The 22,683-nt window shown below is 68.4% G+C and carries 20 protein-coding genes; 17 read left to right on the top strand and 3 right to left on the bottom strand.

Annotated features, from left to right (window positions below):
- Positions 1–42 precede the first annotated feature (42 nt).
- The 10 genes from pgsA (at position 43) to R4823_RS16225 (ending at position 13,612) form a co-directional block, all read left to right on the top strand.
- On the top strand, positions 43–612 hold the full coding sequence (gene pgsA / locus R4823_RS16270) for a CDP-diacylglycerol--glycerol-3-phosphate 3-phosphatidyltransferase (RefSeq protein ID WP_087840557.1): 570 nt from the start codon (positions 43–45) through the stop codon (positions 610–612).
- Between the two features lie 83 nt (positions 613–695).
- On the top strand, positions 696–1,910 hold the full coding sequence (locus R4823_RS16265; RefSeq protein ID WP_132980473.1) for an MFS transporter: 1,215 nt from the start codon (positions 696–698) through the stop codon (positions 1,908–1,910).
- Between the two features lie 447 nt (positions 1,911–2,357).
- On the top strand, positions 2,358–5,999 hold the full coding sequence (locus R4823_RS16260; RefSeq protein WP_165963295.1) for an AAA family ATPase: 3,642 nt from the start codon (positions 2,358–2,360) through the stop codon (positions 5,997–5,999).
- A gap of 181 nt (positions 6,000–6,180) precedes the next feature.
- On the top strand, positions 6,181–7,524 hold the full coding sequence (locus R4823_RS16255; protein ID WP_087840656.1) for an aromatic ring-hydroxylating dioxygenase subunit alpha: 1,344 nt from the start codon (positions 6,181–6,183) through the stop codon (positions 7,522–7,524).
- Between the two features lie 12 nt (positions 7,525–7,536).
- Entirely contained in the window at positions 7,537–8,079 is a 543-nt protein-coding gene (locus R4823_RS16250; RefSeq protein ID WP_087840561.1) for a 3-phenylpropionate/cinnamic acid dioxygenase subunit beta, read from the top strand.
- A 16-nt stretch (positions 8,080–8,095) separates the two neighbouring features.
- Entirely contained in the window at positions 8,096–9,073 is a 978-nt protein-coding gene (locus R4823_RS16245; RefSeq protein WP_087840563.1) for a tripartite tricarboxylate transporter substrate binding protein, read from the top strand.
- Positions 9,074–9,076: 3 nt separating this feature from the next.
- A complete protein-coding gene (locus tag R4823_RS16240; RefSeq protein WP_087840565.1) occupies positions 9,077–9,310 on the top strand; it encodes a hypothetical protein in 234 nt (77 codons plus the stop codon).
- Positions 9,307–10,590 carry a 4-aminobutyrate--2-oxoglutarate transaminase gene (gene gabT / locus R4823_RS16235; RefSeq protein WP_087840567.1) on the top strand — a complete coding sequence of 428 codons (1,284 nt, stop codon included), beginning with the start codon at positions 9,307–9,309 and terminating at the stop codon, positions 10,588–10,590. The genes R4823_RS16240 and gabT overlap by 4 nt, the downstream gene beginning before the upstream one ends.
- Positions 10,587–12,152, top strand: a complete 1,566-nt coding sequence (locus R4823_RS16230; RefSeq protein WP_165963296.1) for an acetolactate synthase large subunit — start codon at positions 10,587–10,589, stop codon at positions 12,150–12,152. Before gabT ends, R4823_RS16230 begins: the two co-directional genes overlap by 4 nt.
- Positions 12,153–12,181: 29 nt before the next feature.
- Complete coding sequence (locus R4823_RS16225) at positions 12,182–13,612, top strand: aldehyde dehydrogenase family protein (protein ID WP_132980460.1); 1,431 nt, start codon at positions 12,182–12,184, stop codon at positions 13,610–13,612.
- 38 nt (positions 13,613–13,650) lie between these two features.
- On the opposite strand, the gene R4823_RS16220 is transcribed toward R4823_RS16225, so the two are convergent.
- Complete coding sequence (locus R4823_RS16220) at positions 13,651–14,085, bottom strand: RidA family protein (RefSeq protein ID WP_165963297.1); 435 nt, start codon at positions 14,083–14,085, stop codon at positions 13,651–13,653.
- Positions 14,086–14,164: 79 nt separating this feature from the next.
- On the opposite strand from R4823_RS16220, the gene R4823_RS16215 reads away from it, so the two are divergent.
- The 7 genes from R4823_RS16215 (at position 14,165) to R4823_RS16185 (ending at position 21,175) form a co-directional block, all read left to right on the top strand.
- On the top strand, positions 14,165–14,920 hold the full coding sequence (locus tag R4823_RS16215; RefSeq protein ID WP_165963298.1) for a nitroreductase family protein: 756 nt from the start codon (positions 14,165–14,167) through the stop codon (positions 14,918–14,920).
- Positions 14,921–14,947: 27 nt separating this feature from the next.
- Positions 14,948–15,691: a FadR/GntR family transcriptional regulator gene (locus tag R4823_RS16210; protein ID WP_087840575.1), complete on the top strand. Its 744-nt coding sequence runs from the start codon at positions 14,948–14,950 to the stop codon at positions 15,689–15,691.
- A 112-nt stretch (positions 15,692–15,803) separates the two neighbouring features.
- Positions 15,804–16,802, top strand: a complete 999-nt coding sequence (locus tag R4823_RS16205) for a D-glycerate dehydrogenase (RefSeq protein ID WP_132980462.1) — start codon at positions 15,804–15,806, stop codon at positions 16,800–16,802.
- On the top strand, positions 16,795–18,540 hold the full coding sequence (locus tag R4823_RS16200; protein ID WP_132980463.1) for an IlvD/Edd family dehydratase: 1,746 nt from the start codon (positions 16,795–16,797) through the stop codon (positions 18,538–18,540). Before R4823_RS16205 ends, R4823_RS16200 begins: the two co-directional genes overlap by 8 nt.
- Entirely contained in the window at positions 18,537–19,049 is a 513-nt protein-coding gene (locus R4823_RS16195) for a 2,4'-dihydroxyacetophenone dioxygenase family protein (protein WP_087840578.1), read from the top strand. Before R4823_RS16200 ends, R4823_RS16195 begins: the two co-directional genes overlap by 4 nt.
- Positions 19,050–19,173: 124 nt before the next feature.
- Positions 19,174–20,160, top strand: coding sequence for a tripartite tricarboxylate transporter substrate binding protein (locus R4823_RS16190; protein WP_087840580.1), 987 nt, complete (start codon positions 19,174–19,176; stop codon positions 20,158–20,160).
- A gap of 55 nt (positions 20,161–20,215) precedes the next feature.
- Entirely contained in the window at positions 20,216–21,175 is a 960-nt protein-coding gene (locus tag R4823_RS16185; protein ID WP_087840581.1) for a LysR family transcriptional regulator, read from the top strand.
- 12 nt (positions 21,176–21,187) lie between these two features.
- Here the strand turns inward: R4823_RS16185 and R4823_RS16180 are convergent, their stop codons facing one another.
- Positions 21,188–21,919 (bottom strand): SapC family protein, encoded by a 732-nt coding sequence (locus R4823_RS16180; protein WP_087840582.1) that lies wholly within the window; start codon positions 21,917–21,919, stop codon positions 21,188–21,190.
- Positions 21,920–21,929: 10 nt separating this feature from the next.
- A complete protein-coding gene (gene fnr / locus R4823_RS16175) occupies positions 21,930–22,655 on the bottom strand; it encodes a fumarate/nitrate reduction transcriptional regulator Fnr (protein WP_087840583.1) in 726 nt (241 codons plus the stop codon).
- Positions 22,656–22,683 lie beyond the last annotated feature (28 nt).

Here is a 22,683-nt window from a genome sequence, read left to right as displayed (position 1 = left end):
CCCTGCCGAGAACTTTTCCCCGTAGCCTGTTAGCATTCGACCATGCCTCTGAACCTGCCGATTATCCTGACCTGGGTGCGGATCGCCATGATCCCGCTGGTCGTCAGCGTGTACTACGTACCGGAGCATGTGCTGCCCACGGCCGTGCGCGATGCGGTGGCCACGGGCATGTTCATCTTCGCCGCGCTGACGGACTGGCTCGATGGCTGGCTGGCGCGGCGGCTGAACCAGACATCCTCGTTCGGCGCCTTCCTGGACCCCGTGGCCGACAAGCTCATGGTCAGCGCGGCGCTGCTCGTGCTGCTGAACCTGGGGCGGGTCGACGCCATGATCGCGCTGGTCATCATCGGCCGCGAGATCACCATTTCGGCCCTGCGCGAATGGATGGCCAAGATCGGCGCCAGCACCAGCGTCGCCGTGCACTGGCTGGGCAAGTTCAAGACCGCGGCGCAGATGACCGCGATCCCGTGCCTGCTGTACGGCGGACGCGTGGCCGGCATCGACACGCTTTGGTGGGGGTCGAGGCTGATCGAGATCGCCGCCGTGCTGACCGTGTGGTCGATGATGTATTACCTGCAGCGGGCCTGGCCGGTCATCCGGCGATCTGCCTAGGGCCGGCACGGCGGGATTCGCGGCGCAGTCCGCAGAGCAATGAAGCAGGAGACGACGTGCAGCAAGCATTGGCCGCCCCCGGGATGAGGTTCGCCCGGCGCAGGCTCGACTGGAAAGTCATCGGACTGGTGGGGATCGCCCATGCGAGCTCCCATTTCTTCCAACTGGTGATTCCTTCGTTGTTCGCGCCGCTGGCGACGGAGTTCGGACTGGGATTTGCCGAACTGGGGGTCCTGGTCGCGGTGTTCTATGCGATCTCGGGCGTGGGCCAGGCCAGTTCCGGCTTCGTGGTGGACCGGGCGGGCGCGCGTCCGGTCCTGTGGTTCGGGCTCGCCTGCTTCGTCGTGGCGGGCCTGCTGCTCGGGCTGGCCAGCAACTATGGCTGGCTGATGGCCGCGGCCGTGGTGGCCGGCATCGGCAATTCGGTGTTCCATCCGGTCGACTTCTCCATCCTGAACCGCCGCGTCAGCAGTCCCCGCCTGGGACACGCCTTCAGCGCGCACGGCATCACCGGGAATCTGGGCTGGGCCACCACGCCCATATTCATCACGACGCTCACCCATCTGTTCAACTGGCGGGTTGCCGCCTTCGGCGCGGGCCTGCTGGTGGCGGTCATCCTGACCATGACGGTGGTGGGCCGGCGCCTGCTGGCGGTGGAGGCGGCGCGCCGCCCCGCCCGCGGGCGCCGCCTGGACGCGGCCCCGGCGGGTACCTCGCTGGGCGCGCTGCTGATCAACCCCGTGGTCTGGGGGGCCTTCCTGTTCTTCATGTTCTCGTCCGTCGCGATCTCGGCGGTCCAGAACTACACCATTCCCATCCTGGGTTCCATCTACGGCATCTCCAGCGTGACCGCCAGTACCGCGCTGTCCGGCTACATGGTGGCCGGCGCCTGCGGAATGGTGCTGGGCGGATTCCTGGTCTCCAGCGGTCCCTACAGCGAGCGCATCGTCGGCATGTCCTTCGTGGCGGCCGGCGCGCTGTTGGCCCTGCTGGCCACCGGCTGGCTGCCGGTGGCGGCGGCGGTACCCTGCGTCGCCCTGGCGGGGTTGTGCGCGGGCGTCGCGGGGCCGTCCCGCGACATGCTGGTACGCCGGGTCACGCCGCGCGGCGCCACGGGCTCGGTCTACGGATTGGTGTACTCCGGCATGGACACGGGTTCGGCGTTGGCACCGCTTGCCTTTGGCGTGATGCTGGATGCGGGCCTGCGGCAGGGGCCCTACCTGGGCGCATTTCTTGCGTTCGTACTCGCGGCCTTCTTCGCCGCGCTGATCGCCGCCAAGGCGCGGCGCGTGCACTGAGCTGCCCGGCCCGCCGAGCGCGGGCCTGCCTTCGCTGCGGCGATTCATGTCTTGTCTTTTTGTCAGCGTAAAACCGACTGAAACATGTTGCACATGCCAAGTTCGCATGATTGTGACATTCTTTTCAATTGGAAAAGATTCGCGGAACGACAACCTCTAGCAAGCGGTCTATAAATGATGTATTTAAGTCACCCAAACGCAAAATAAGGGGCCACGAAAAGGCTTCGGCGCGCGGCTTGAAACAGCCGTCACGCATGAACCGTAAGCTTGGGACTCGGCCGCGGCGGTAAGCCTGGCGGGCTCGCTCCCGGCACGGTTCTCTTCAGACATCTATTGCGCGGAATCCACGAGGCTATGCGATCTTCGCTCTCTTTGTACCTGTTGGGGCCCCTGGCCATGGAAAGCGCGGATGGACCGCTTTCCATTCGTTACAACAAGGCAAGAGCGTTGCTGGCGTACCTGGCACTCGAGGGCGGCTTCCATACGCGCGAGGCGCTGGCCTTCATGCTGTGGCCCGACGCCAGCGTGCAGGCCGGCCGGGAAAACCTGCGGCGCATGCTGTTCCTGCTGAAGGACGCCCTCAAGCCCGATGCGATCGAAAGCAGCCGCGACGTGCTCAGGCTGCGCGCCGAGGCCGGCTTGTGGACCGATGTCGGAGCCTTCACTTCCGTGCTGGATGGGGAGCAGCGCGCGCTGGCCATGGGTGCGGTGATCGACTCCGAGCGCATCGCGCATGCGGTGGCGCTGTATCGCGGCGAATTCCTGCAGGGGCTGGAGCTGGACGATGCGCCCGACTTCGGTAATTGGGTGCAGATGCGCCGGGAGCAATATCATCAGCGCTATCTCCAGGCACTGGGGATGCTGGTCGAGAGCCACGAGCGGGAAGGGAACCTGCAGGCCGGTATCGAATGCGCCGAGCAATGGGTGACCGTCGCGCCGCTGGACGACACGGCCTGGCATCAGATGCTGCGTCTGCTGGTGAAGGCCGGCCAGCTGGATCGGGCAAGGCGCGAGTTCCAGCGTTATCGCCATCTGCTCGACATGGAGCTGGGAACCACGCCGGATGCCTCGGTGGCGGCGCTGCTCGAGGCGCCTGGCGCGGGCCGCGAGGCCGGAGCGCGCCGGCAGGCGCCGATGGGCGAGCGCCGCCAGCTGACCGTGCTTTCCTGCGAATTCGAGGTGACCGGCGAACCCGAGGACATCGCCGAGGTCCAGCATCAGCTGATGGCCTGCTGCGAACCGACGCTGCGGGCCGCGGGTGCCCACGTCGTGCGCATGCCCAGCGGGCTGCTGGCCTATTTCGGTTATCCCTTCGCGCAAGAGGATTCCGCGCGGCGCGCCGTGACGGCGGCGCTGGTGTGCCACAACAGCATCTGGTCGCGGCATTGGGGCGACGAGGAAAGCAGCCTGCCGGTGCGCGTCGCCTTGGGCGTGCATACCGGCATCGCCATCAGTTCCGCCGAGAACGACGTTCCCGACGCGGGCGGGATGGTGTCGCGCCTGGCGCTCCAGCTTGGCGCCATGGCCGGCGGGGCCGGCGTGGCCGTCAGCGACGTCACCCTGCACCTGCTGGGCGACGAGTACGGCATCGAGCCGGCGGGACAGCTGACCGACTGGTCCCGCGGTGTCGAGGTGCAGGTTTTCCTGGTCAGCGGCAAGCATTCCCCGGAACGGCAGGACGCTGCGCGCGCGTTCTGCGGGCGGGACGAGGAAATGGCGCGGCTCGTCGACGCCTACCACCGGGGAGGGTGCTACGTCGGCCTGGTGCGCGGCGAGGCGGGGCTCGGGAAGTCCTTTCTCGTGGAGCATTTCTGCGACACCCTGCAGGTCGAGCGCGTCGTCCTGCAATGCTCGTCCGAGCTCAGGCAGATGCCCTATCACCCCTTCGTGCGATGGATGCGCGCCTGCGAGCGCCTTGCCGCCGAACCGTCATCCCTGCCCGAAAGCGCGCAGCGCATACTCGAGACGATCGGCCAGCGCATGATGGTCGGGGCACAGGCGGGTACACCCGGCCCGGGCATGCCCGGCGCGGTGGACGAGATCGGCGCCTTGTGCCACGAATTGCTGCGGGTCATGGTGCCCGAAGGCGGTGTCATCTGCTTCGACGACGTGCATTGGGCCGATCCTTCCACGCGCGACGTCCTGGCCCTGCTCGTGGAGCATCCTTTGCCCGACCGGATGCTGCTCATTACCGCCCGGCCCGAGTTCGTGCCGCCGTGGAAGCACACGGTCGCGGTCGATCATCTGGACCTGGGGCCCATGGACGATTTCGCCGTGGTGGACCTGGTGCACGCGGTGGCCGATGGCGAGGACATCGACGCGGAGCTGTTGCGCGACATCATCAAGCGTTCGGAAGGGATTCCGCTGTATGCCGAGGAACTGACCCGCGACGTGCTGGCGGACCGGCGGGATCCGTCCGCGCCGTGGTCGCTGCCCGCTTCGCTGCAGGACTTGCTGATGGCTCGCATCGACAGCGTGGGCCGCGCGCGCCCCGTCGCGCAATTCGCCTCGGTAGTGGGCGGCGAGTTCACGCTGGACCTGCTGGCCGACGCCACGGGCGAGCCTCGCGCCGAGCTGGCCGAGGCGCTGGCCATCATGCTGCGCCAGAACATCATCGTGCGCTGCGACGAAAAGGCCTACGCCTTCCGCCATACCCTGCTGCGCGAGGCGGCCTACCAGTCGCAGACGCGCGTGGCGCGGGGCCAGGCGCACGCGCGCCTGGCCCGGCGGCTCGAATCCAGCCTGGCCGAGGGCAACCCGGAGGTGCTGGCCTGGCATTACTCCGGCGCCGGCAGCCGCGCGCCCGCCGTCAAGTACCTGCTGGAGGCCGCGCGCAAGGCGGCCGCGCAATGCGCATATCGCGAGGCGGTCAGCTACTATCGCAGCGCGCTGGAATGGTTCGAGCGGCAGGGCGAGGGCATCGACGCCATCATGGAGGAGTTGCGCATCCGGATGGAGTTCGGCATCCAATTGTGCGCGCTCTACGGTTTCGGTTCCGAGCAGGCGGTGGAGACCTTCCGCTCGGCGCTGACCCTGGCGCAGCCGCTGGGCGACGACCCCCGGCTGTTCCCGATCTATTGGGGGCTGTGGACCAGCGCCAGCTCATGGGCCAATTTCTCGATGACGCTGACGCTGGCGGAAACGCTGCTGCGGATGGCGGGCACCGCCGGGGATCCCAACCTGCTGTCCCACGCCTACTATGCGCGGGGCTACAGCCATTTCTTCCTGGGGCGCTTTGCCGAGGCGGTGGCGGATCTCGAACACGGCGCCAAGGCCTACCAGCCCCAGCATGCCAACCTGGCCCTGGGCGAGGACGCCCGCGTCACCAACCTGGCCGTCCTGTCCATCGCCTGCTGGCATACCGGCAGGGTCGAGGACGCCTTGCAGGCCTCTCGTGAATCGGTGGCGCATGCGCGGCGCATCGGCCACCGCTATTCGCTGCTGTACGCGCTGGTGTCGGCCACCGAGCTGCACCGGCTGAACCGCGAGGTCGACGAGGTCGCCACCCTGTCGTCCGAAGCCTTGCAGATCGCGCGCGAGATGGGAACGCCGCTGTGGGCCGTCTGCGCCGAGACCAGCGAGGCCTGGGTCAAGGCCGTGCGCGGAGACGCCACGGCGCTGGCGGAGATGGCCTCGTGCGTGCAGCGGATTCCCGCCATCATGAAGGGGATCGCGCCCCTGCTGGTCGCGCGGTGGACCGATGCATGCGACCTGGTGGAGGACGTCGGCGCCGGGCTGGACGCCACCACGCATGGGCTGCGCGAAGTCACGCAGACCCAGGCCCGCTACCTCCAGTCCGAGTTCGAGCGCATCAAGGGCAAGCAGTTGTTCCGCCAGGGACAGCCGGCCAGCGTGTTCCGGCCATGGTTGGAGCGGGCGCTGGAAACCGCCTGCGCGCTGGATTCTCCGCTGCTGGCGCTGCGTGCGCTGACCAACCTGGTGCGCTACGCCTGTCCCGTCCCCGACGCCGGGCACTTGGCCCTGATGGCCCGCATGATGGCGCGCGTGCAGGGCGGCGACGGGCTGTGGGAAGTCCGGGCCGCGCGGGGCCTGCTGTCCCGCTACGGCGCGCAAATGGTCCTGCGCTGAGGACGCCCCGCCACGCGGGCGCGGGGCCGATATTCACGTCAGCCATACCCGGTATGGCTGGGGCTGCGTAGACACCCGAAGGCCTCGCCTCTACCTTTGACACATGTCCGGCAGGACGCCGGCGCGCCATCCGGCCGCGCCCGCATTCCAGCCGCCGTTCACGCATTCCGGAGAACGATACATGAGTCGGAAGTGGTCCCCGCAGCAACTGGTCGATGCCGAGCAGGGCACGGTCAGCCGCGAAGTCTACGTCAACCAAGACATCTTCCAAGAAGAACTGGAGCGCATCTTCTCCCGGGCCTGGCTGTTCGTCGGGCACGAGAGCATGGTGCCCAATCCCGACGATTACTTCGTCAGCCGGATGGGCAATGATTCGGTCATCCTGACCCGGGACCGGCAGGGGCAGCTCCAGGTCCTGCTCAACAGCTGCCTGCATCGCGGCATGCGGCTGTGCCGCTACGACCAGGGCAACAATCGCACCTTCACCTGTCCCTACCACGGCTGGAGCTATTCCACCGACGGCAAGCTGGTGGAGCGGGCTGGCGAGCTGGTGGGCGTGCCGGGCTTCAAGACCCATTACTACGGCGAGCTGGACAAGAAGAACTGGGGCCTGAAGTCGGTGGCCAAGCTGGTCAACTACAAGGGCACGATCTGGGCCACCTGGGACGAGAACGCGCCGTCGTTCGAAGAGTACCTGGGCGACATGAAGCTGTACCTGGATTTCGCCCTGGACCATCGTGATGGCAGTCCCGGCGGATCGGAGATGATAGGCGGCGTGCAGAAGTGGCGCATTCCCTGCAACTGGAAGACCGCGGCCGAGAACTTCAACGCCGATCTCTACCACGACATCAGCCACCGCTCGGTGGACGTCGTGGGCATCGGACCGGGCGGCAAGGGCCGGCGCGATCCCACGCCCCATCGCGTGTCGATCTCCTTCAAGGACCTGGGGCACGGGCTGGTCGGCCGCGCGCCGTACTACGAAGAGAACCCGTACACGCCGATCTTCGCGAACTATCCCGAGGTGGAGCAGTACTACCGCAAGGTATACGAGGAGCGCGAGAAGAACCTGGCCGGCACCATGCGCGTGCTGCACAGCGTGGGCACCATATTTCCCAACATGGCGGTGCACGGCCGCCAGCCGCGCACCATCGCGGTATTCCACCCGGTCAGCGCGACCGAGACCGAGATGTGGCGCATCTATCTCGTGGACAAGGACGCCCCGCAGGAGGTGAAGGACGCGGCGCGCGCCTACTACCTGCGCTATTCGGGGCCGGGCGGCATGACCGAGTCCGACGACATGGAGAACTGGTGCTACGCCACCGAGTCGAGCACCGGGACCATCGCCCGCACGCTGCACTACAACTACCAGATGGGCATCGGACACGCCAAGCCCGTGCCCGGCCTGCGCGGCGCGGTGACGACGGGCGAGTTCACCGAAGAGAACAACCGGAACTATTACGCGAGATGGGCGCAGTTCATGGAAGGGCGCTCGTGGGACGAACTCATGCCCACCTACGACGAATAAGCGGAGCGCGCCATGACCGACACTCACCTGAATACCGACCATGCCTTCCTGTTGCGCGAGATCGAGCAGTTCTTCTACCGCGAGGCCGACCTGCTGGACGAGCGCCGCTTCGACGAATGGCTGACGTTGCTGCACGAGGACATCCGCTATTGGATGCCCATCGCGCGCAACGTCAGGCGTGACAACCGCGAGCGCGAACGCACCCGCGAGGGCGTGGAAGCGGCGTGGTTCGACGAAGGCATCCAGACGCTGCGCCAGCGCGTGGAGCAGATCAACACTGGCATGCACTGGGCCGAGGAGCCGGCCTCGCGCACCTCGCACCTCCTGACCAACGTGCGCATCCTGGAGACCTCCGGCGCCGGGCTGGAGGAGGAAGTCCGGACCCGGTCGCGCTTCATCGTCTACCAGAACCGCCTGGATACCGAGGTCGCCTGGTTCGTCGGCAAGCGCAACGACACGCTGCGCCGCACCGACTCGGGCTGGAAGGTCCTGCGGCGCGAGATCCTGCTGGACCAGACCGTGCTGCTGGGCAAGGCGCTGACCGTCTTCTTCTGACTGGGGGTAACGAAACATGGATCGTCGAGATGTGCTGAAGATGCTGGCCGGCGCCGCGGCGCTGGGCGGCTGTCCCGCGTGGGCCCAGGACGGCTTTCCGTCGCGCATGATGAAGGTCGTGGTCGCTTATCCGCCGGGGGGCGTGACCGACATCGCCGGCCGGCTGATGGCGGAAATCCTGAGCAAGGAATTCGGCAAGCCCGCCATCGTCGAGAACAAGGGCGGCGGCACGGGCACCATCGCCCAGCAATACGTGCTGCAACAGCCGCACGACGGCCACGTGCTGCTGTCGGGCGGGCTGGGGGGCCTGATCCTGCCGGTCATCCTGAATCCCAACCTGCCGGTGGACCCGCAGGCGAGCTTCACGCCGGTGGCGCAGGTGGCGGAGTTCGTCAATGTGCTGCTGGTGGGGCGCGACGTGAAAGCGCGCAACGTGAGCGAACTGATCGCGTACGCCAAGGCCAATCCCGGCAAGCTGAACTACGCCACGAACGGCGTAGGCACCTCGGCCCACTTCACCTCGGAGCTGTTCAACCTCCAGGCCGGCACGAAGGTGATCCACATTCCCTACCGGTCCAGCGGCGAGGTCATCTCGGGCCTGCGCAACGGCGACGTCCACATGGCATTCGCCAACGCGCCCGCGGTCAACGCGCTGGTCAAGGCAGGCACGCTGCGCGCCATCGCGGTGACCAGCGCCAACCGCACCAAGGAACTGCCCGACGTGCCGACCATGGTGGAGTCGGGCATGCCGGACTTCGTCGTGACCAGCTGGCTGGGCGCCTACGCGGCCGCCGGCACGCCGGCCGACGTCGTCAGGAAGCTGGGCGAGGTCATCGTGCGCGGCGCGCAGCAGCCCGAGAACGTGCAGCGTTTCGAGACCGTGGGATTCCAGGTCTCGACCAAGGATGCGGCCGCCTATGCCGCCTTCAACCGCGCCGAGCTGGCGCGGTGGAAAGAGGTGGCGCGGCTGGCCAACATCCGCGCCGAAGGGTGAAGCATGAGCGGACACAATGCGCTGAATCTGATCCACATCAAGCCGGGAGCCCGGCTGCGTACCAACGAAGGGGCGGTCGTGGAGCTGGTCGAGAACCCGCAGGACGGCGTCTGGCTGATCTGCCGCTACGTGGAGCATCCGTCCGAGCCGGAACTGGTCGGCGATGCCGAACAGACCGTGTTCGCGCAGGACATCGTCGGCCTGGCCGACGCCAACCAACAGGGAGAAGGGTCGTGACCGCGAGCTGGACCGACAGGAAGAATGCGGCCTGCCCGCGAGGCGTGGGCCTGGTGACGGAAATCTACGCCGCGCAGGCGGCGGGCAGCGAACTGACCGACGAGACGGGGCGCCGCTACATCGACTTCGCCGGCGGCATCGGCGTGCTGAACGTCGGCCACAGGCATCCCCGGGTGGAGGCCGCCATCGTCGAGCAGGCGCGGCGTTTCACGCACACCTGCTATCAGGTCGTGCCCTACGCATCCTACGTGAGGCTGGCCGAGCGCCTGAACGCGCTGGTGCCGGGCGATTTCGACAAGAAGACGGTGTTCTTCACCACCGGGGCGGAAGCCGTGGAGAACGCGGTCAAGATCGCGCGCGCGGCCACGGGCAGGACCGCCGTCATCGGCTTCACCGGCGCCTTCCATGGACGCACGATGATGGGGCTGGCGCTGACCGGGAAGGTCGCGCCCTACAAGACGGGTTTCGGTCCATTCCCGGGAGACGTCTATCGCGTGCCGTTTCCGTCCGCCGACACGTCCGAGGCGGTGGCCCGGTCCCTGGCCGCGCTCGAGGACCTGCTGCGCTACGACGTCGAAGCCGCCCGCGTGGCCGCCATCGTGATCGAGCCCGTGCAGGGGGAGGGTGGCTTCCATCCGGCGCCCCAGGCGTTGATGCGCGGGCTGCGCGCGCTGTGCGACCGGCACGGCATGCTGCTTATCGCCGACGAGATCCAGTGCGGCATGGGGCGTACCGGGAAGATGTTCGCGATGGAACACTTCGGCGTGGCGGCGGACCTGACGACGGTGGCCAAGAGCCTGGCCGGCGGCATGCCGCTGTCGGCCGTGGTCGGGCGTGCCGAGGTCATGGATGCCGTGGCGCCCGGCGGCCTGGGCAGCACCTACGCGGGCGCGCCGCTGGCGATCGCCGCCGCGCATGCCGTCCTGGATGTGTTCGAGCAGGAAAACCTGCTCGAGTCCGGCAACGAGCTGGCCCGCGTGATGCGTGGGCGCCTGGAGGCGGCGCGGGCCCGGCATGGCTGCATCGGCCAGGTACGCGGCCTCGGTCCCATGCTGGCCATGGAACTGCTGGACGAACAGGGGCGGCCCTCGGCCGCGCTGGCCCAGGCCGTGCGCGAGCACGCGCTGGCGCGCGGGTTGATCCTGCTGGTATGCGGCAGCTACGGCAACGTGATCCGTTTCCTGTTCCCGCTCAACACGCCCATGCCCCTGTTCGAACGGGGCATGGACATCATCGACGCCGCGCTGGTCGAGGCGACCCGGCAGGAGCTGGTGGCATGAACGTTCCCACCCGGCAGACCGGTGCCGAATGGCTGCTGCGCAGCGCCGCCGCCTCCGGCATCGAGGTCTGTTTCGCCAATCCCGGCACGACCGAACTGCCCTTCGTCGGCGCGATGGATGCCGTGCCGCAGGTGCGGCCCATCCTGTGCGCCTTCGAAGGCGTATGTTCCGGCGCCGCCGACGGCTATTACCGCATGCGCGGCACGCCGGCGATGACGCTGACCCACCTGGGACCCGGGTTCGCCAACGCCATCGCCAACCTGCACAACGCCCGGCGCGCCGGCTCGTCGGTCTACAACGTGATCGGCGAGCACATGTCCTGGCACGTCGAGGCCGATCCGCCGCTGGCCAGCGATATCGAGTCGCTGGCGCGGCCGGTATCGGCCGGCGTCTACCGGGCCGATTCGCCGGCGTCGCTGGTGATGTCGGTACGCCAGTCCCTGGCCAATGCGATGGCGCCGCAAGGAGGCATCCATACCCTGATCCTGCCCATGGACCTGCAGGCGGCGGCGATGGACGAGCCCGTGTTCGCCGCCCGCGTGCCGGACTCTCCGGCGGTGCTGGAAGCCAGCCTGGTCGAACAGGTGGCGGCACATGTCGCCGCGGGCAGGAAGACCCTGTTGCTGCTGGGCGGCGACGCCCTGCACGAGCCGGCGCTGATGGAAGCATTGCGGTTCCAGGGCCTGGCCAACGTCGAGGTCGTGGGCGAGACTTTTCCCGCGCGCAGCGAACACGGCGGCGGCCTGCCGGCCATCCGCCGCTTCAATCCCGCTGCCGAGCAGGCCCACGCCTATCTGCTGGGCTTCGAGCTCGTGGCGCTGGTCGGCGCCAGGCGGCCGGTGGCCTTCTTCGGCGTGGAGGGCTATCCCAGCTACCTGGGCGATCCGGCGCGCATGGTCGAGCTGTGCCAGGAAGGGCGGGGCGGCGCCGCCACGCTGGCGGCCCTGGCCGACGACCTGAAGCTGGCCCGGCGCGGCCTGGCGCCGGCCGAGCGCGTGAGCGACCAGGACCTGGGCGAGGACCTGACGCCCGAAAGCGCCGCGCGGGTGGTGGCCGCCTGGCTGCCGGAGCAGGCCATCATCTCGGCCGAGGGCAAGACCCTGGCCTTCCCCTTCAACGCCATTGCCGCGCGGACCGCGCGCCATGCCAGCATCGTGCTGACCGGCGGCGCGATCGGCCAGGGCATACCGGCCGCGTTCGGCGCCGCCATCGCCGCGCCGGACCGCAAGGTCGTGGGCCTGCAGTCGGACGGCAGCGCGCTTTACACGGTACAGGCCCTGTGGTCGATGGCGCGCGAGAACGCCGACGTGACCATCCTCATCGCGTCCAACCGCCGCTACAACATCCTGATCGACGAGATGCGCCGCAACGGCTATGAACTCGCTTCGCCGCCGGTGCGGGACCTGCTGCAGCTCTCGCGCCCCGACCTGGACTGGCTGGGCATGGCCGCGGGTTTCGGCGTCCATGCCGAACGCGCCACGACGGTAAGCGAATTGCGGCGCTCGTTCCGGCGCGCCATGGCCGAACGCGGACCGCGACTGATCGAGGTCATGCTGCCCTGAGCGGCGCCAGCCACGGAAGAATCGAAGACATGCATGCGAACTACATAGCGGGACAATGGCTGGAAGGCGAGGGCGCCACGCGCGACATCAATCCTTCCGACGTGGCCGACCTGGTCGGCGAATACGCGCACGCCACCCCGGCGCAGGTGGACCTGGCGATCGCCGCGGCGCGCGACGCGGCCCACCGATGGGGCCTGGCCAGCGCCACGCAGCGCGCCGAATGCCTGGATGCGATCGGCATCGAGCTCCTGCGGCGCAAGGACGAACTGGGGCGGCTGCTGGCCCGCGAGGAGGGCAAGACCCTGCCCGAGGCCGTGGGCGAGACGGTGCGCGCGGCCGCCATCTTCCGCTTCTTCGCCGGCGAGGCGCTGCGGGTGCGGGGCGACCGGCTGCCCCAGGCCAGGACCGGCGTGGACGTGGAGGTCACGCGCGAACCCGTGGGCGTCGTGGGGCTGATCACGCCATGGAATTTTCCGCTGGCCATCCCCGCCTGGAAGATCGCCCCGGCACTGGCGTACGGCAACACGGTGGTCTTCAAGCCGGCTGACCTGGTGCCCGGCAGCGCGTGGGCGCTGGCGGAGATCATCAGCCGCGCCGGCCTGCCCGAGGGGGTCTTCAATCTCGTCATGGGACGCGGCGCCGTGGTCGGACAGGCCATGCTGGACGACGCGCGCATCGACGCGCTGAGCTTCACCGGGTCGGTGGCGACCGGCAGGCAGGTGGCGCAGGCCGCCACGCGGCGGCTGGCCAAGGTGCAGATGGAAATGGGCGGCAAGAATCCGCTGGTCGTGCTGGACGATGCCGATCTGGGCCAGGCCGTCGAGTGCGCCGTCCAGGGGTCTTTTTTCTCGACCGGACAGCGCTGCACCGCGTCGAGCCGGCTGATCGTCCAGCGCGGCATTCACGAGCGCTTCGTGCGGGCGATGAAGGAGCGCATGGCCGCGCTGCGCGTGGACGACGCGCTGGCGCCCGGCACCGACATCGGGCCGGTGGTGGATGCGCGCCAGTTGCAGCAGGACGAGGAATACCTGCGCATCGGCCGCGACGAAGGCGCCACGCTGGCCCAGGGCGGCCGGCGGGTGGCGCGCGCCAGGGAGGGCTACTACCTGGAGCCGGCGCTGTTCACCGATTGTTCCAACGACATGCGCATCTGCCGCGAGGAAATCTTCGGACCGGTCGCGGCGGTGATTCCCGTGGCGGACTATGACGAGGCGCTGGCCCTGGCCAACGATACCGAGTTCGGCCTGTCGGCAGGGATCTGCACGACCTCGCTCAAGCATGCCACGCACTTCAAGCGGCATGCCCAGGCCGGCATGGTGATGGTGAACTGCCCGACGGCCGGGGTGGATCCGCATGCGCCGTTCGGCGGCCGCAAGGGATCGAGCTATGGACCGCGCGAGCAGGGGACCTATGCGGCCGAGTTCTACACCACCGTGAAGACGGCCTACACCCTGGCCTGAGCGGCCCGCGATGGCCGGCCTACCGGCCGGCCACGCGCTCAGCGGGCGACCATGGCCTCGATTTCCAGCAGCCATCCGGGATTCACCAGTCCAGCCACCTGGTACACCATGCGCGCCGGATGCCCGTCCGGCTGGCTGGCGAAGAAGTCGGCATAGCCGGCGTTGAAACCCTCGAAGTCCATCCGGTTGCCCTTGTCGGGATCGGCGACCAGGCAGGCGCGGACGTGGACCACGTTGCGCATGGACATGCCCAGGTCGCGCAGGATGCCGTCGAGCCGTTCGAGCGTGGTGCGCGTCTGCGTGCGCGTATCGCCATAGGCCTGGCGGCTGTCGGCGGGAGCGGCGGGATCCACCACGGTGGGCATCTGCCCGCTGAGGTAGTAGGTGATGGCGCCGGGCGGAACGCCAACCGCGCGGCTGATGGGGGACTTGCCCTGGGGCACGGGAATGTGGATGAAATCGGCATGCGGCATGGCGGAACGGCTCCTGAAGAAAAACATCGGTGGCGAGATTAAATATGATTATACTATAATCATATCCATGGAGAACACCATGAATCCCGTGCTGGAACATCTTTGCGCGCACCGGAGCGAGCGCGATTTTTCCGACCGCCCGGTGGGCGACGACACGTTGGCCGCCGTGTTCGAGGCCACCCGCCGGGCACCCACCTGGAACAATGCGCAGAACGTGTCCTGGGTCGCGGTGCGGGACCCGCGGACCAAGGCAGCGCTGGCGCGCTGCAGCGGCAACCAGGCCTGGATAGCGCGCGCGCCGGTGTTCGTCGTGCTGCTGATGGATTTCTACAAGACCGAGCTGGCGGCCGGCCGCCATGGCCGCCGCCAGGCCGTCCTGGACAACGTCAACAGCGTGCTGATCGGCGCGCTGGACACGGGCATCCTGATGGGCACGATGATGGCGGCCGCGCGCGCCGCCGGGCTGGGGGTCTGCCCGATCGGCGGCGTGCGCCGCGGCATGCTCGAAGTCATCGAACTGCTGCGCCTGCCGCGCCTGGTCGCGCCGCTGGCCGGGGTGTGCCTGGGATACCTGAACACGGCGTCCGAGGTCCGCAAGCCCCGCATGGCGCTGGAAGCGAGCTGGCATGCGGAAGCCTATGACCGCGACCGGGTGGCGGGGGCCATCGATGCCTTGGACGCAGATATGGACGCCTATTCGCGCGGCCTGGGGCGCGAAGGCGCGCAGAGCTGGTCGGATGCGGTATCCAGCCGCTACGCCGCCGATGCCTATGGCGGCGTTGGCCCGGCATTGCGCCGCCAGGGGTTCTGCTTCGAATGGGAGGAGGGAGTCTAATGCTATTATCGTACAAAGGAGACTCCCATGGCCCTGCTCAAAGACACGCCAGAGCCCGCGCGCGCCGAACCCAACCTGACCGAGCGCATCACACGGATGCTGATGGACGAGATCACCGGCGGGCAATACCAGCTTGGCGAAGTCCTGCCGCCCGAGCAGGTGATCGCCGACCGGCTGGGCGTATCCCGCACCGTGCTGCGAGAGGCCGTCTCGCGCCTGAAGGCCGAAGGCATCGTCAGCAGCAAGCAAGGCCGTGGCCTGGCGGTGATCGCGAATACGCCCCTGTCGGTGCTGCGCATGCATGCGGCCAGCGAGGAGGACGTCGAGCAGACCCTGGGCATCGTCGAGTTGCGCCGGGGGTTCGAGATCGAAGCGGCGGCGCTGGCCGCCGAGCGCCGCACGTCCGAGGACCTGGCCGAGATGCGTGCCGCGCTGTCGGAGATGGGCAAGGCCATCGACAGCGGCGAGATCGCGCGCGGGGTGGACGCGGACCTGCGTTTTCACCGGGCGGTGGCGCGTGCGACCCGCAATCGCAACTACATCATGTTCTTCGATTTCCTGGCGGTCCTGCTGCGCAAGAACCTGGAGGTCTCGCGCAGCCGGTCGGCCAAGGTATCGGGGCGCGGCGCCCTGGCGCAGAAAGAGCATGCCCGGTTGCTGGCCGCCATCGAGAAGGGCGATCCGGAAGCGGCGCGGCAATGCGCGCGGGTCCACGTCGAGAACACCGAAACGCGCCTGCGCAGCGCCATCCAGGAAAAGCCCGCGCGTTGACCCGGGCCGGCTACGCCCGCTCGTTCCATCCCTGCCGTTCCATTTTCACTCGTGTCCGCGCGTGCGCGCGCGAGCACGGCATTCGTTCGTCCGTCTGATCCGGAGAAGTGCCATGCCGCAATCCCTACCTACTGTCATCGTCAGCGCACCCGTGCCGCCCGACCTGCGTTCGGCCATCGAGGCGGCCTGCCGGATCGTCGACGTCCCCATCGGCCAGCGCCTGGACCAGGCCGTGTCCGCCGCCGACCGCGAGGCGGCGCGCGGTGTGCTGTGCACGGTACGCACCCCGATGGACGCCGATGCGCTGGACGCGTTGCCGGCCGTATCGGTGGTGTCCAACTTCGCCGTGGGCTACGACAACATCGACGTGCCACGCGCCACGCGCGGCGGCGTGCTGGTCTGCAATACGCCAGGCGTGCTCGATCGCGCGGTAGCCGATCTCACCATGGGGTTCGTGATCTGCCTGGCGCGGGATATGGTGCAGGGGGATGCCTACGTGCGCCGGGGCGATTGGCTGAAGGGACCCGCGCCGCTGACCGCTGACCTGGCGGGCAAGACGTTGGGGCTGCTGGGCATGGGGCGCATCGGCCGCATGGTGGCGCGGCGCGCGCAGGCCTTCGACATGCGGGTGGTCTATCACAATCGCAACCGCGACACGCCATCCGAGGAACTGGGGCTGGCGGCCTACCGTTCGCGCGATGAACTGCTGGCCGAGGCCGATTTCCTGAGCGTGCATGTCCCCCTGTCCGCCGAGACGCGCGGCTCGGTAGGCATGCGCGAATTCGCGGCGATGAAGCGTTCGGCCTATCTGGTCAATACGTCGCGTGGACCGGTGGTGGACGAGGCCGCGCTGATCCGCGCGCTGCAGGAAGGCCGCATCGCGGGCGCGGGACTGGACGTGATGGAGCGCGAACCGCTGGACCCGGCCAGTCCGCTGTGCGCGATGCCCAATGTGGTGCTGCAGGCGCATGCGGGCAGCGCCACGGTGGAGACGCGGCGCGCGATGATGGAACTGGCGGTGGCCAACCTGCTCGATGCCCTGGCGGGACGACAGCCGCGCGCCATGGTGAACCCGGCCGTGCGCGATGGCATGGGAGCGGCCCATGCATGACGATCCGCCCAGGGGCCTGGACCGGGGCCTGACCCACTACGGCGACACCGAATTCGCGCGCTTCCTGCGTCGCTCGTTCGCCCTGTCCATGGGGCACACGCGCGAGGCGCTGGCACGGCCCGTCATCGGCATCGCGCATCCGGGCGGCGATTTCAACAACTGCCACCGGCATTTTCCCGAGCTGGTCCAGGCGGTCAGGCGGGGCGTGCTGGCGGCGGGCGGGCTGCCCATGGAATTCCCCAGCATCTCGCTGGGCGAGCCGTTCCTGCATCCGACCAGCATGATGTTCCGCAACCTGATGTCGATGGACGTCGAGGAGATGATCCGCGCCCAGCCCATGGATGCGGTGGTGCTGGTGGGGGGCTGCGACAAGACGGTACCCGCGCAGCTGATGGGGGCGCTGTCGGCCGGATGTCCCGCCATCCAACTGGTGGGGGGGCCCATGATGACCGGGCGCCACCGGGGCGAGCGCCTGGGCGCCTGTACCGACTGCCGGCGCCACTGGGGCCGCTATCGCGCGGGTGCCATCGACGCGCACGAGATCGGCGCGATCGAAGGCAATCTGGCGACCACGGCAGGGACTTGCGCGGTCATGGGTACGGCCAGCACCATGGCCTGCGTGGCCGAGGCGCTGGGCATGATGCTGCCGCATACGGCGGCGATCCCGGCGGTCCACGCCGACCGCTTGCGGGCCGCCGAGGCCACGGGCGCGCAGGCGGTCCGCCTGGCGCGGGAAGGCCTGAGGCCCGATGCCATCGTGACCGGCAAGTCGGTGGACAACGCGCTGCGCGTGCTGCTGGCGATCAGCGGTTCGACCAATGCGGTCCTGCACCTGACGGCGATCGCCGGGAGGCTCGGGCTGCCGGTGGACGCCGCGCGGCTGAACCGGTTGTCGGAAGAGACGCCGGTACTGGTCGACCTCAAGCCCACGGGCTCGCACTACATGGAAGACCTGTACGCGGCCGGCGGCGTGCAGGCCATCCTGCGCGAGTTGCGCGACCTGCTGCACCTGGACTGCCTGACCGTGACCGGCCGCACGGTAGGCGAACTGCTGGACGAGCAGGGCGACGCCTGGGTGGACCGCGCGGTGATCCGGCCGCGCGCCGAACCGCTCAAGCCCGAGGGCGGGCTGCTGGCCCTGTCCGGCTCGCTCGCGCCCAATGGCGCGCTGATCAAGCGCGCCGCGGCGGACGAGGCGCTGTTCGAGCACACCGGCAGGGCGGTGGTGTTCGATACGCTGGAAGACATGGCCGAGCGGCTCGATGCCGAGGACCTGGACGTGCGGCCCGACGACGTGCTGGTGCTGCGCAACGCCGGACCGCTGGCGGCGGCCATGCCCGAAGCGGGCTACATCCCCATCCCGGCCAAGCTGGCGCGACAGGGCGTGCGCGACATGGTGCGCATCTCGGACGCGCGGATGAGCGGTACCGCGTACGGCACGGTGGTGCTGCACGTTTCGCCGGAAGCCGCGGCAGGCGGTCCGCTGGCCCTGGTCAGGAACGGCGACCTGATCCGCCTGTCGGTTGCGCGCCGCGCGATCGACCTGCTGGTGGACGAGGCCGAGCTGGAACGCCGCCGCGCCGCATGGACGTCCGCGCGGCCGGCCGCGCAGCGCGGCTACCGATGGCTGTACCAGCGGCACGTGATGCAGGCCGAGCACGGCTGCGACTTCGACTTCCTGCGCGCGCCGGCGCGCCCCGACGATGCCGGCGGCGGCCGGCAAGGAGACCCCGCATGACCGGAACCGTGTTTGCCCAACCCCTGGCCCAGTTGCCCGGCATCCTGCCCGAGATCGCGATCGACGCCATCCCCGACGACGAGCGCGTATGGGTGCCGCAGGCGCCCAACGTCTGGTTCCGTCCGCTGTTCTTCAACACCCTGGGGGGCGGCTGGTGCAACCTGCTGCGGGTGCGGCGCTCGGGCGTCCTGAGCCGGCACATCCATCCCGCGCCGGTGTTCGGCTACGTCATCAAGGGATCCTGGCGCTACCTGGAACACGATTGGGTGGCCTCGGCCGGCCGCTTCGTGTTCGAGCCGCCGGGCGAGATCCATACCTTGACGGTGGACGCGGATGGCAAGGACGACGAAATGATCACCTTCTTCAACGTCAGCGGCGCCATGGTCTACCTGGACGAGCGCGGCATGCAAATCGGCTACGAGGATGTGTTCAGCAAGATCGAGATGTGCAGGCGCCACTATCGGGAAGTCGGACTGGGCGAGGACTACGTGCGGCAGTTCATCCGCTAGCCGTCCTAGGGTTTGCATGAATTCCTGTCCGGGGCGTCAATAAGTAGTATTTATTTGTAGTATAAATAGCGGCGGAAAATCCATCCCGCGCCGCGTCGTTCTCTTCGTATCGTATCGAGGCACTATGGATCGTCGAACAGCATTGAAGGCGGCGGGCGGCGTGGTGGCCCTGCCGTGGGCGCGGGCGCTGCACGCCCAGGACAAATATCCTTCCCGTCCCGTGCGCATCGTGGTGCAGTATCCGCCGGGGGGCGTGACCGACGTCGCCGCCCGCCTGGTGGGCGAGGTGCTGACCCGCAAGTACGGCCAGCCCGTGGTCATCGAGAACCGCGCCGGGGCCAGCGGCATCATCGGCCAGCAGTACGTCGCCGGCCTGCCACCCGACGGCTACACGCTCATCACCGGCGGCCTGGGCGGCAACGTGATTCCGCCCGTCACGGTGCGCAACCTGCCCCTGGACGTGGTGCGGTCCTTCGTGCCCATTGCCCAGGTCGCGGAATTCGTCAACATCCTGGTCGTGCCGCAGCAACATCCCGCCACCTCGGTGCGCGAGCTGATCGCGTATGCCAAGCGTTCGTCCAAGCCGCTCAGCTACGGTTCGAACGGACTGGGCACCTCGGTGCACCTGACCAGCGAACTGTTCGCCTCGACCGCGGGAATCGACCTCATGCACGTCCCCTACAAGGGCAGCAACGAAGCGCTGGTCGATACGGTGAACGGCAATCTCGATTTCTGCTTCTCCAACCTGCCGCCGGTGATGCCCCTGCTCAAGAGCGGCAAGCTGCGCGCGCTGGCGGTGACCAGTTCGTATCGCATCAAGCAGTTGCCCGACGTGCCCACCATGGCCGAGGCGGGCGTGCAGGACTTCGTCGTCACCAGCTGGCTGGGCATCTATGGCCCGGCGAAGATGCCGGCGGCCATCGTCGAGCAATTGGGGCGGGACATCGCCGAAGGGCTGCGCCAACCCGACATGACGGCCAGGCTGGAAGCGGCCGCGTTCGAGCCGCGGCCGCTGGATTCGGTGGAATTCGCGCGGGTGAACCAGTCCGAACTGGCGCGCTGGGACGCCATCGCCAAGCGCTCCAAGGTGGCGCTGGAGTTCGGCCAGTAGGGCCGCCTGGCCGTGCATTGTCTATTCGGGACCCGGCGGATATAGTCATGCTGCCATGGACATCAACAAGCTCGACCTGAATCTCCTGCTGGTATTCGAGGCGCTCTATCTCGAGCGCAACGTGACTCGCGCGGGGGAACGCGTCGGACTGTCCCAGCCGTCCATGAGCAATGCCCTGCTGCGCTTGCGCAACCAATGCAACGACCCGCTGTTCGTTCGCACGCAGGGCGGCATGGAGCCCACTTCGTACGCGTCCGAGCTGGCGGGCAGCGTGCTGCGGGCGTTGGAACTGGTGCGCAATGGCTTCGAGCAGGCCAGCGGATTCGATCCGGGCTCCAGCCAGCGCAGCTTCACGCTCCTGATGTCCGATTTTTCCCAGTTCCTGGTGTTGCCGCAGCTCGTGGCGCGCTTCAAGTCGTCCGCGCCGGGCATCAGCCTGGAGGTCAGCAGCCTGAGCAGGGAACACTACCGGGCGGCCCTGGAAAGCGGCGACGCCGATCTCGCCGTCGGCAACCTGCAGGAGCTGCAAAGCGGTTTCTACCAGCAGGGCCTGTTCGTCGACCAGCACGTCTGCGTGATGGGCAGCGGTTTCCTCAAGGCGGGCGAGGCGATCACGCTGGACGAGTACCTCGCGGCGCGGCACCTGGTGGTCACGGCCAACAAGACCGACCTGCAGATAGAGAAGGAGCTGGGCAAGCAGGGGCACCGGCGCGAAGTGGCGCTGCGCGTGCCCAACTACCTGGTGCTGCCCAAGATCCTGGCGCAGACGGACCTGATCGTCACGGTGCCCGAGGTCATCGCCCAGGCCATTACCGACGATGCCGCCGGAGCGACCTGGTCGCGGCTGCCCTTCCAGACCCCGCATACCCACATCCGCCAGTTCTGGCATGCGCGCTACCACCACGACAGCGCCAATACCTGGCTGCGCCGGCAGATCGCCGACCTGCACATAGGCGCCAGCCTGCGCAAGGTGGGGGCCGGCCCGACGCCGCCGGCGTGTCCCGAGGCGGCATGAACGGCCGCGCGGCTATTGCGCCAGCGCGACCAGGTGGCCCCAGTTCAGCCGCGATTGCAGATGGAAGTAGGTCATGGCCAGCCAGCCCTTGCGCATCCACGCGGTGACCGTGGCGTCGGGCAACTGGTCGAAGCGGGTCTCGTCCACCACCAGGAAGCCGTCCAGCGTGACGCGCTCGCCGCCTTGCAGGTCCACGGCCACCTGGCGCGGGATCAGCAGGTTCTCGGCCCGCAGGGCCGCGACGTAGTCGCGGGTCATCGCGAGCCCGGCCTGGAGTTCCCCCAGGAATTGCAGCATTTCCCCGACGACAGGAGAGGGTTGGCCATCCTCGAACAGGGGCTGGGCGTCGTCGGCGGCACTGCGCAGGTGGGCGGCATCCTCGTCCACGCACAGCGCGTAGCGCTGGCTGGCCGGGTCTTCCTGCAGGATGAACGGATAGCGCCGCAAATGGGCGGGAATGTAGCGGTTGGGCCGCCACCGCCCGGCGGCATCCACCAGGAGGTTCTGCGCGCTGCGCAGGCCCAGTACCGCCATGGGCATCTGTTCTTCGCCGGCGAACACGATGGGCAGGTCCCGCGCCGCCATCGCGAACTCCGTCGCCACCAGCGGCACGGCGGTCTGGCCGCGCGAGAAGGCGTAGCCGGCCTGGCGGTCGAGCCGCAGGTGGGCATGCCGTTGCGGGTCCAGCGCGCGGGCCTGGGCGAACATGGGGGCGTTGGCGCCCGCCTGGGGAGAGGTGGTCATCGGTATCCTGCTAGCAATGGGGGCCGGCCAGGCGCCGCAGCGCCGCCATGTCCACGATCTCGACCTGCTTCTGCTGGATGCGCAGCACGCCGGACTTGGCGAAACGCGAGAACAGACGGCTGACGGTCTCGAGGGTCAGTCCCAGGAAGTTGCCGATTTCCTCGCGGCTCATACGCAGCACGAACGCGGACGAGGAATAGCCGCGCGCGGCCAGGCGCTCCGACAGGCTGACCAGGAAGACGGCCAGCCGTTCCTCGGCGCGCATGGTACCCAGGGACAGCAGCATCTGCTGGTCTTGTTCGATCTCGCGACTCATCAGCCGCATGAGCTGGCGTTGCAGCGAGGGCAGGTGGTTGGCCAGCGAGGACAGGTCGCGCACCGGGATCACGCAGACCTCGCTGTCTTCCAGCGCGATGGCGGTCGAAGCATGGCTGTTGCGGCCCAGTCCGTCCAGCCCGACGATTTCGCCGGGCAGGTGAAAGCCGGTGATCTGCTGGCGGCCGTCCGCCAGTTCCAGATAGGTTTTCAGGGTGCCGAAGCGGATGCCATAGACGGCGTCCAGGCCGTCCTCGAAGCGAAAGAGGGATTCGCCCCGGGCGAGCCGCACGCGCTGCTGCACCAGTTCGTCCATTCGCCCGGCATCCTCGGCGGCCATGCCGACGGGCAGGCAGAACTGCCCCAGCCCGCAGGTCGAGCAGCGTATGGAGTCGAGGGTAAGCGGAATGCGTTTGGTCATGGCTGGTCTTTGTTCTGGGCCGGCCGCA

This window comes from Pigmentiphaga sp. CHJ604, assembly GCF_036972535.1.
Taxonomy (GTDB): Bacteria; Pseudomonadota; Gammaproteobacteria; order Burkholderiales; family Burkholderiaceae_B; genus Pigmentiphaga; species Pigmentiphaga daeguensis.
This window is presented reverse-complemented; position numbering and strand designations above follow the sequence as displayed.

Excerpts from the sequence above, each read along its gene's own strand:
- pgsA (WP_087840557.1), top strand. The coding sequence starts at position 43 with ATGCCTCTGAACCTGCCGATTATCCTGACCTGGGTGCGGATCGCCATG.
- R4823_RS16265 (WP_132980473.1), top strand. The coding sequence starts at position 696 with ATGAGGTTCGCCCGGCGCAGGCTCGACTGGAAAGTCATCGGACTGGTG.
- R4823_RS16255 (WP_087840656.1), top strand. The coding sequence starts at position 6,181 with ATGAGTCGGAAGTGGTCCCCGCAGCAACTGGTCGATGCCGAGCAGGGC.
- R4823_RS16250 (WP_087840561.1), top strand. The coding sequence starts at position 7,537 with ATGACCGACACTCACCTGAATACCGACCATGCCTTCCTGTTGCGCGAG.
- R4823_RS16245 (WP_087840563.1), top strand. The coding sequence starts at position 8,096 with ATGGATCGTCGAGATGTGCTGAAGATGCTGGCCGGCGCCGCGGCGCTG.
- R4823_RS16240 (WP_087840565.1), top strand. The coding sequence starts at position 9,077 with ATGAGCGGACACAATGCGCTGAATCTGATCCACATCAAGCCGGGAGCC.
- R4823_RS16230 (WP_165963296.1), top strand. The coding sequence starts at position 10,587 with ATGAACGTTCCCACCCGGCAGACCGGTGCCGAATGGCTGCTGCGCAGC.
- R4823_RS16225 (WP_132980460.1), top strand. The coding sequence starts at position 12,182 with ATGCATGCGAACTACATAGCGGGACAATGGCTGGAAGGCGAGGGCGCC.
- R4823_RS16220 (WP_165963297.1), bottom strand. The coding sequence starts at position 14,085 with ATGCCGCATGCCGATTTCATCCACATTCCCGTGCCCCAGGGCAAGTCC.
- R4823_RS16215 (WP_165963298.1), top strand. The coding sequence starts at position 14,165 with ATGAATCCCGTGCTGGAACATCTTTGCGCGCACCGGAGCGAGCGCGAT.
- R4823_RS16210 (WP_087840575.1), top strand. The coding sequence starts at position 14,948 with ATGGCCCTGCTCAAAGACACGCCAGAGCCCGCGCGCGCCGAACCCAAC.
- R4823_RS16205 (WP_132980462.1), top strand. The coding sequence starts at position 15,804 with ATGCCGCAATCCCTACCTACTGTCATCGTCAGCGCACCCGTGCCGCCC.
- R4823_RS16200 (WP_132980463.1), top strand. The coding sequence starts at position 16,795 with ATGCATGACGATCCGCCCAGGGGCCTGGACCGGGGCCTGACCCACTAC.
- R4823_RS16195 (WP_087840578.1), top strand. The coding sequence starts at position 18,537 with ATGACCGGAACCGTGTTTGCCCAACCCCTGGCCCAGTTGCCCGGCATC.
- R4823_RS16190 (WP_087840580.1), top strand. The coding sequence starts at position 19,174 with ATGGATCGTCGAACAGCATTGAAGGCGGCGGGCGGCGTGGTGGCCCTG.
- R4823_RS16185 (WP_087840581.1), top strand. The coding sequence starts at position 20,216 with ATGGACATCAACAAGCTCGACCTGAATCTCCTGCTGGTATTCGAGGCG.
- R4823_RS16180 (WP_087840582.1), bottom strand. The coding sequence starts at position 21,919 with ATGACCACCTCTCCCCAGGCGGGCGCCAACGCCCCCATGTTCGCCCAG.
- fnr (WP_087840583.1), bottom strand. The coding sequence starts at position 22,655 with ATGACCAAACGCATTCCGCTTACCCTCGACTCCATACGCTGCTCGACC.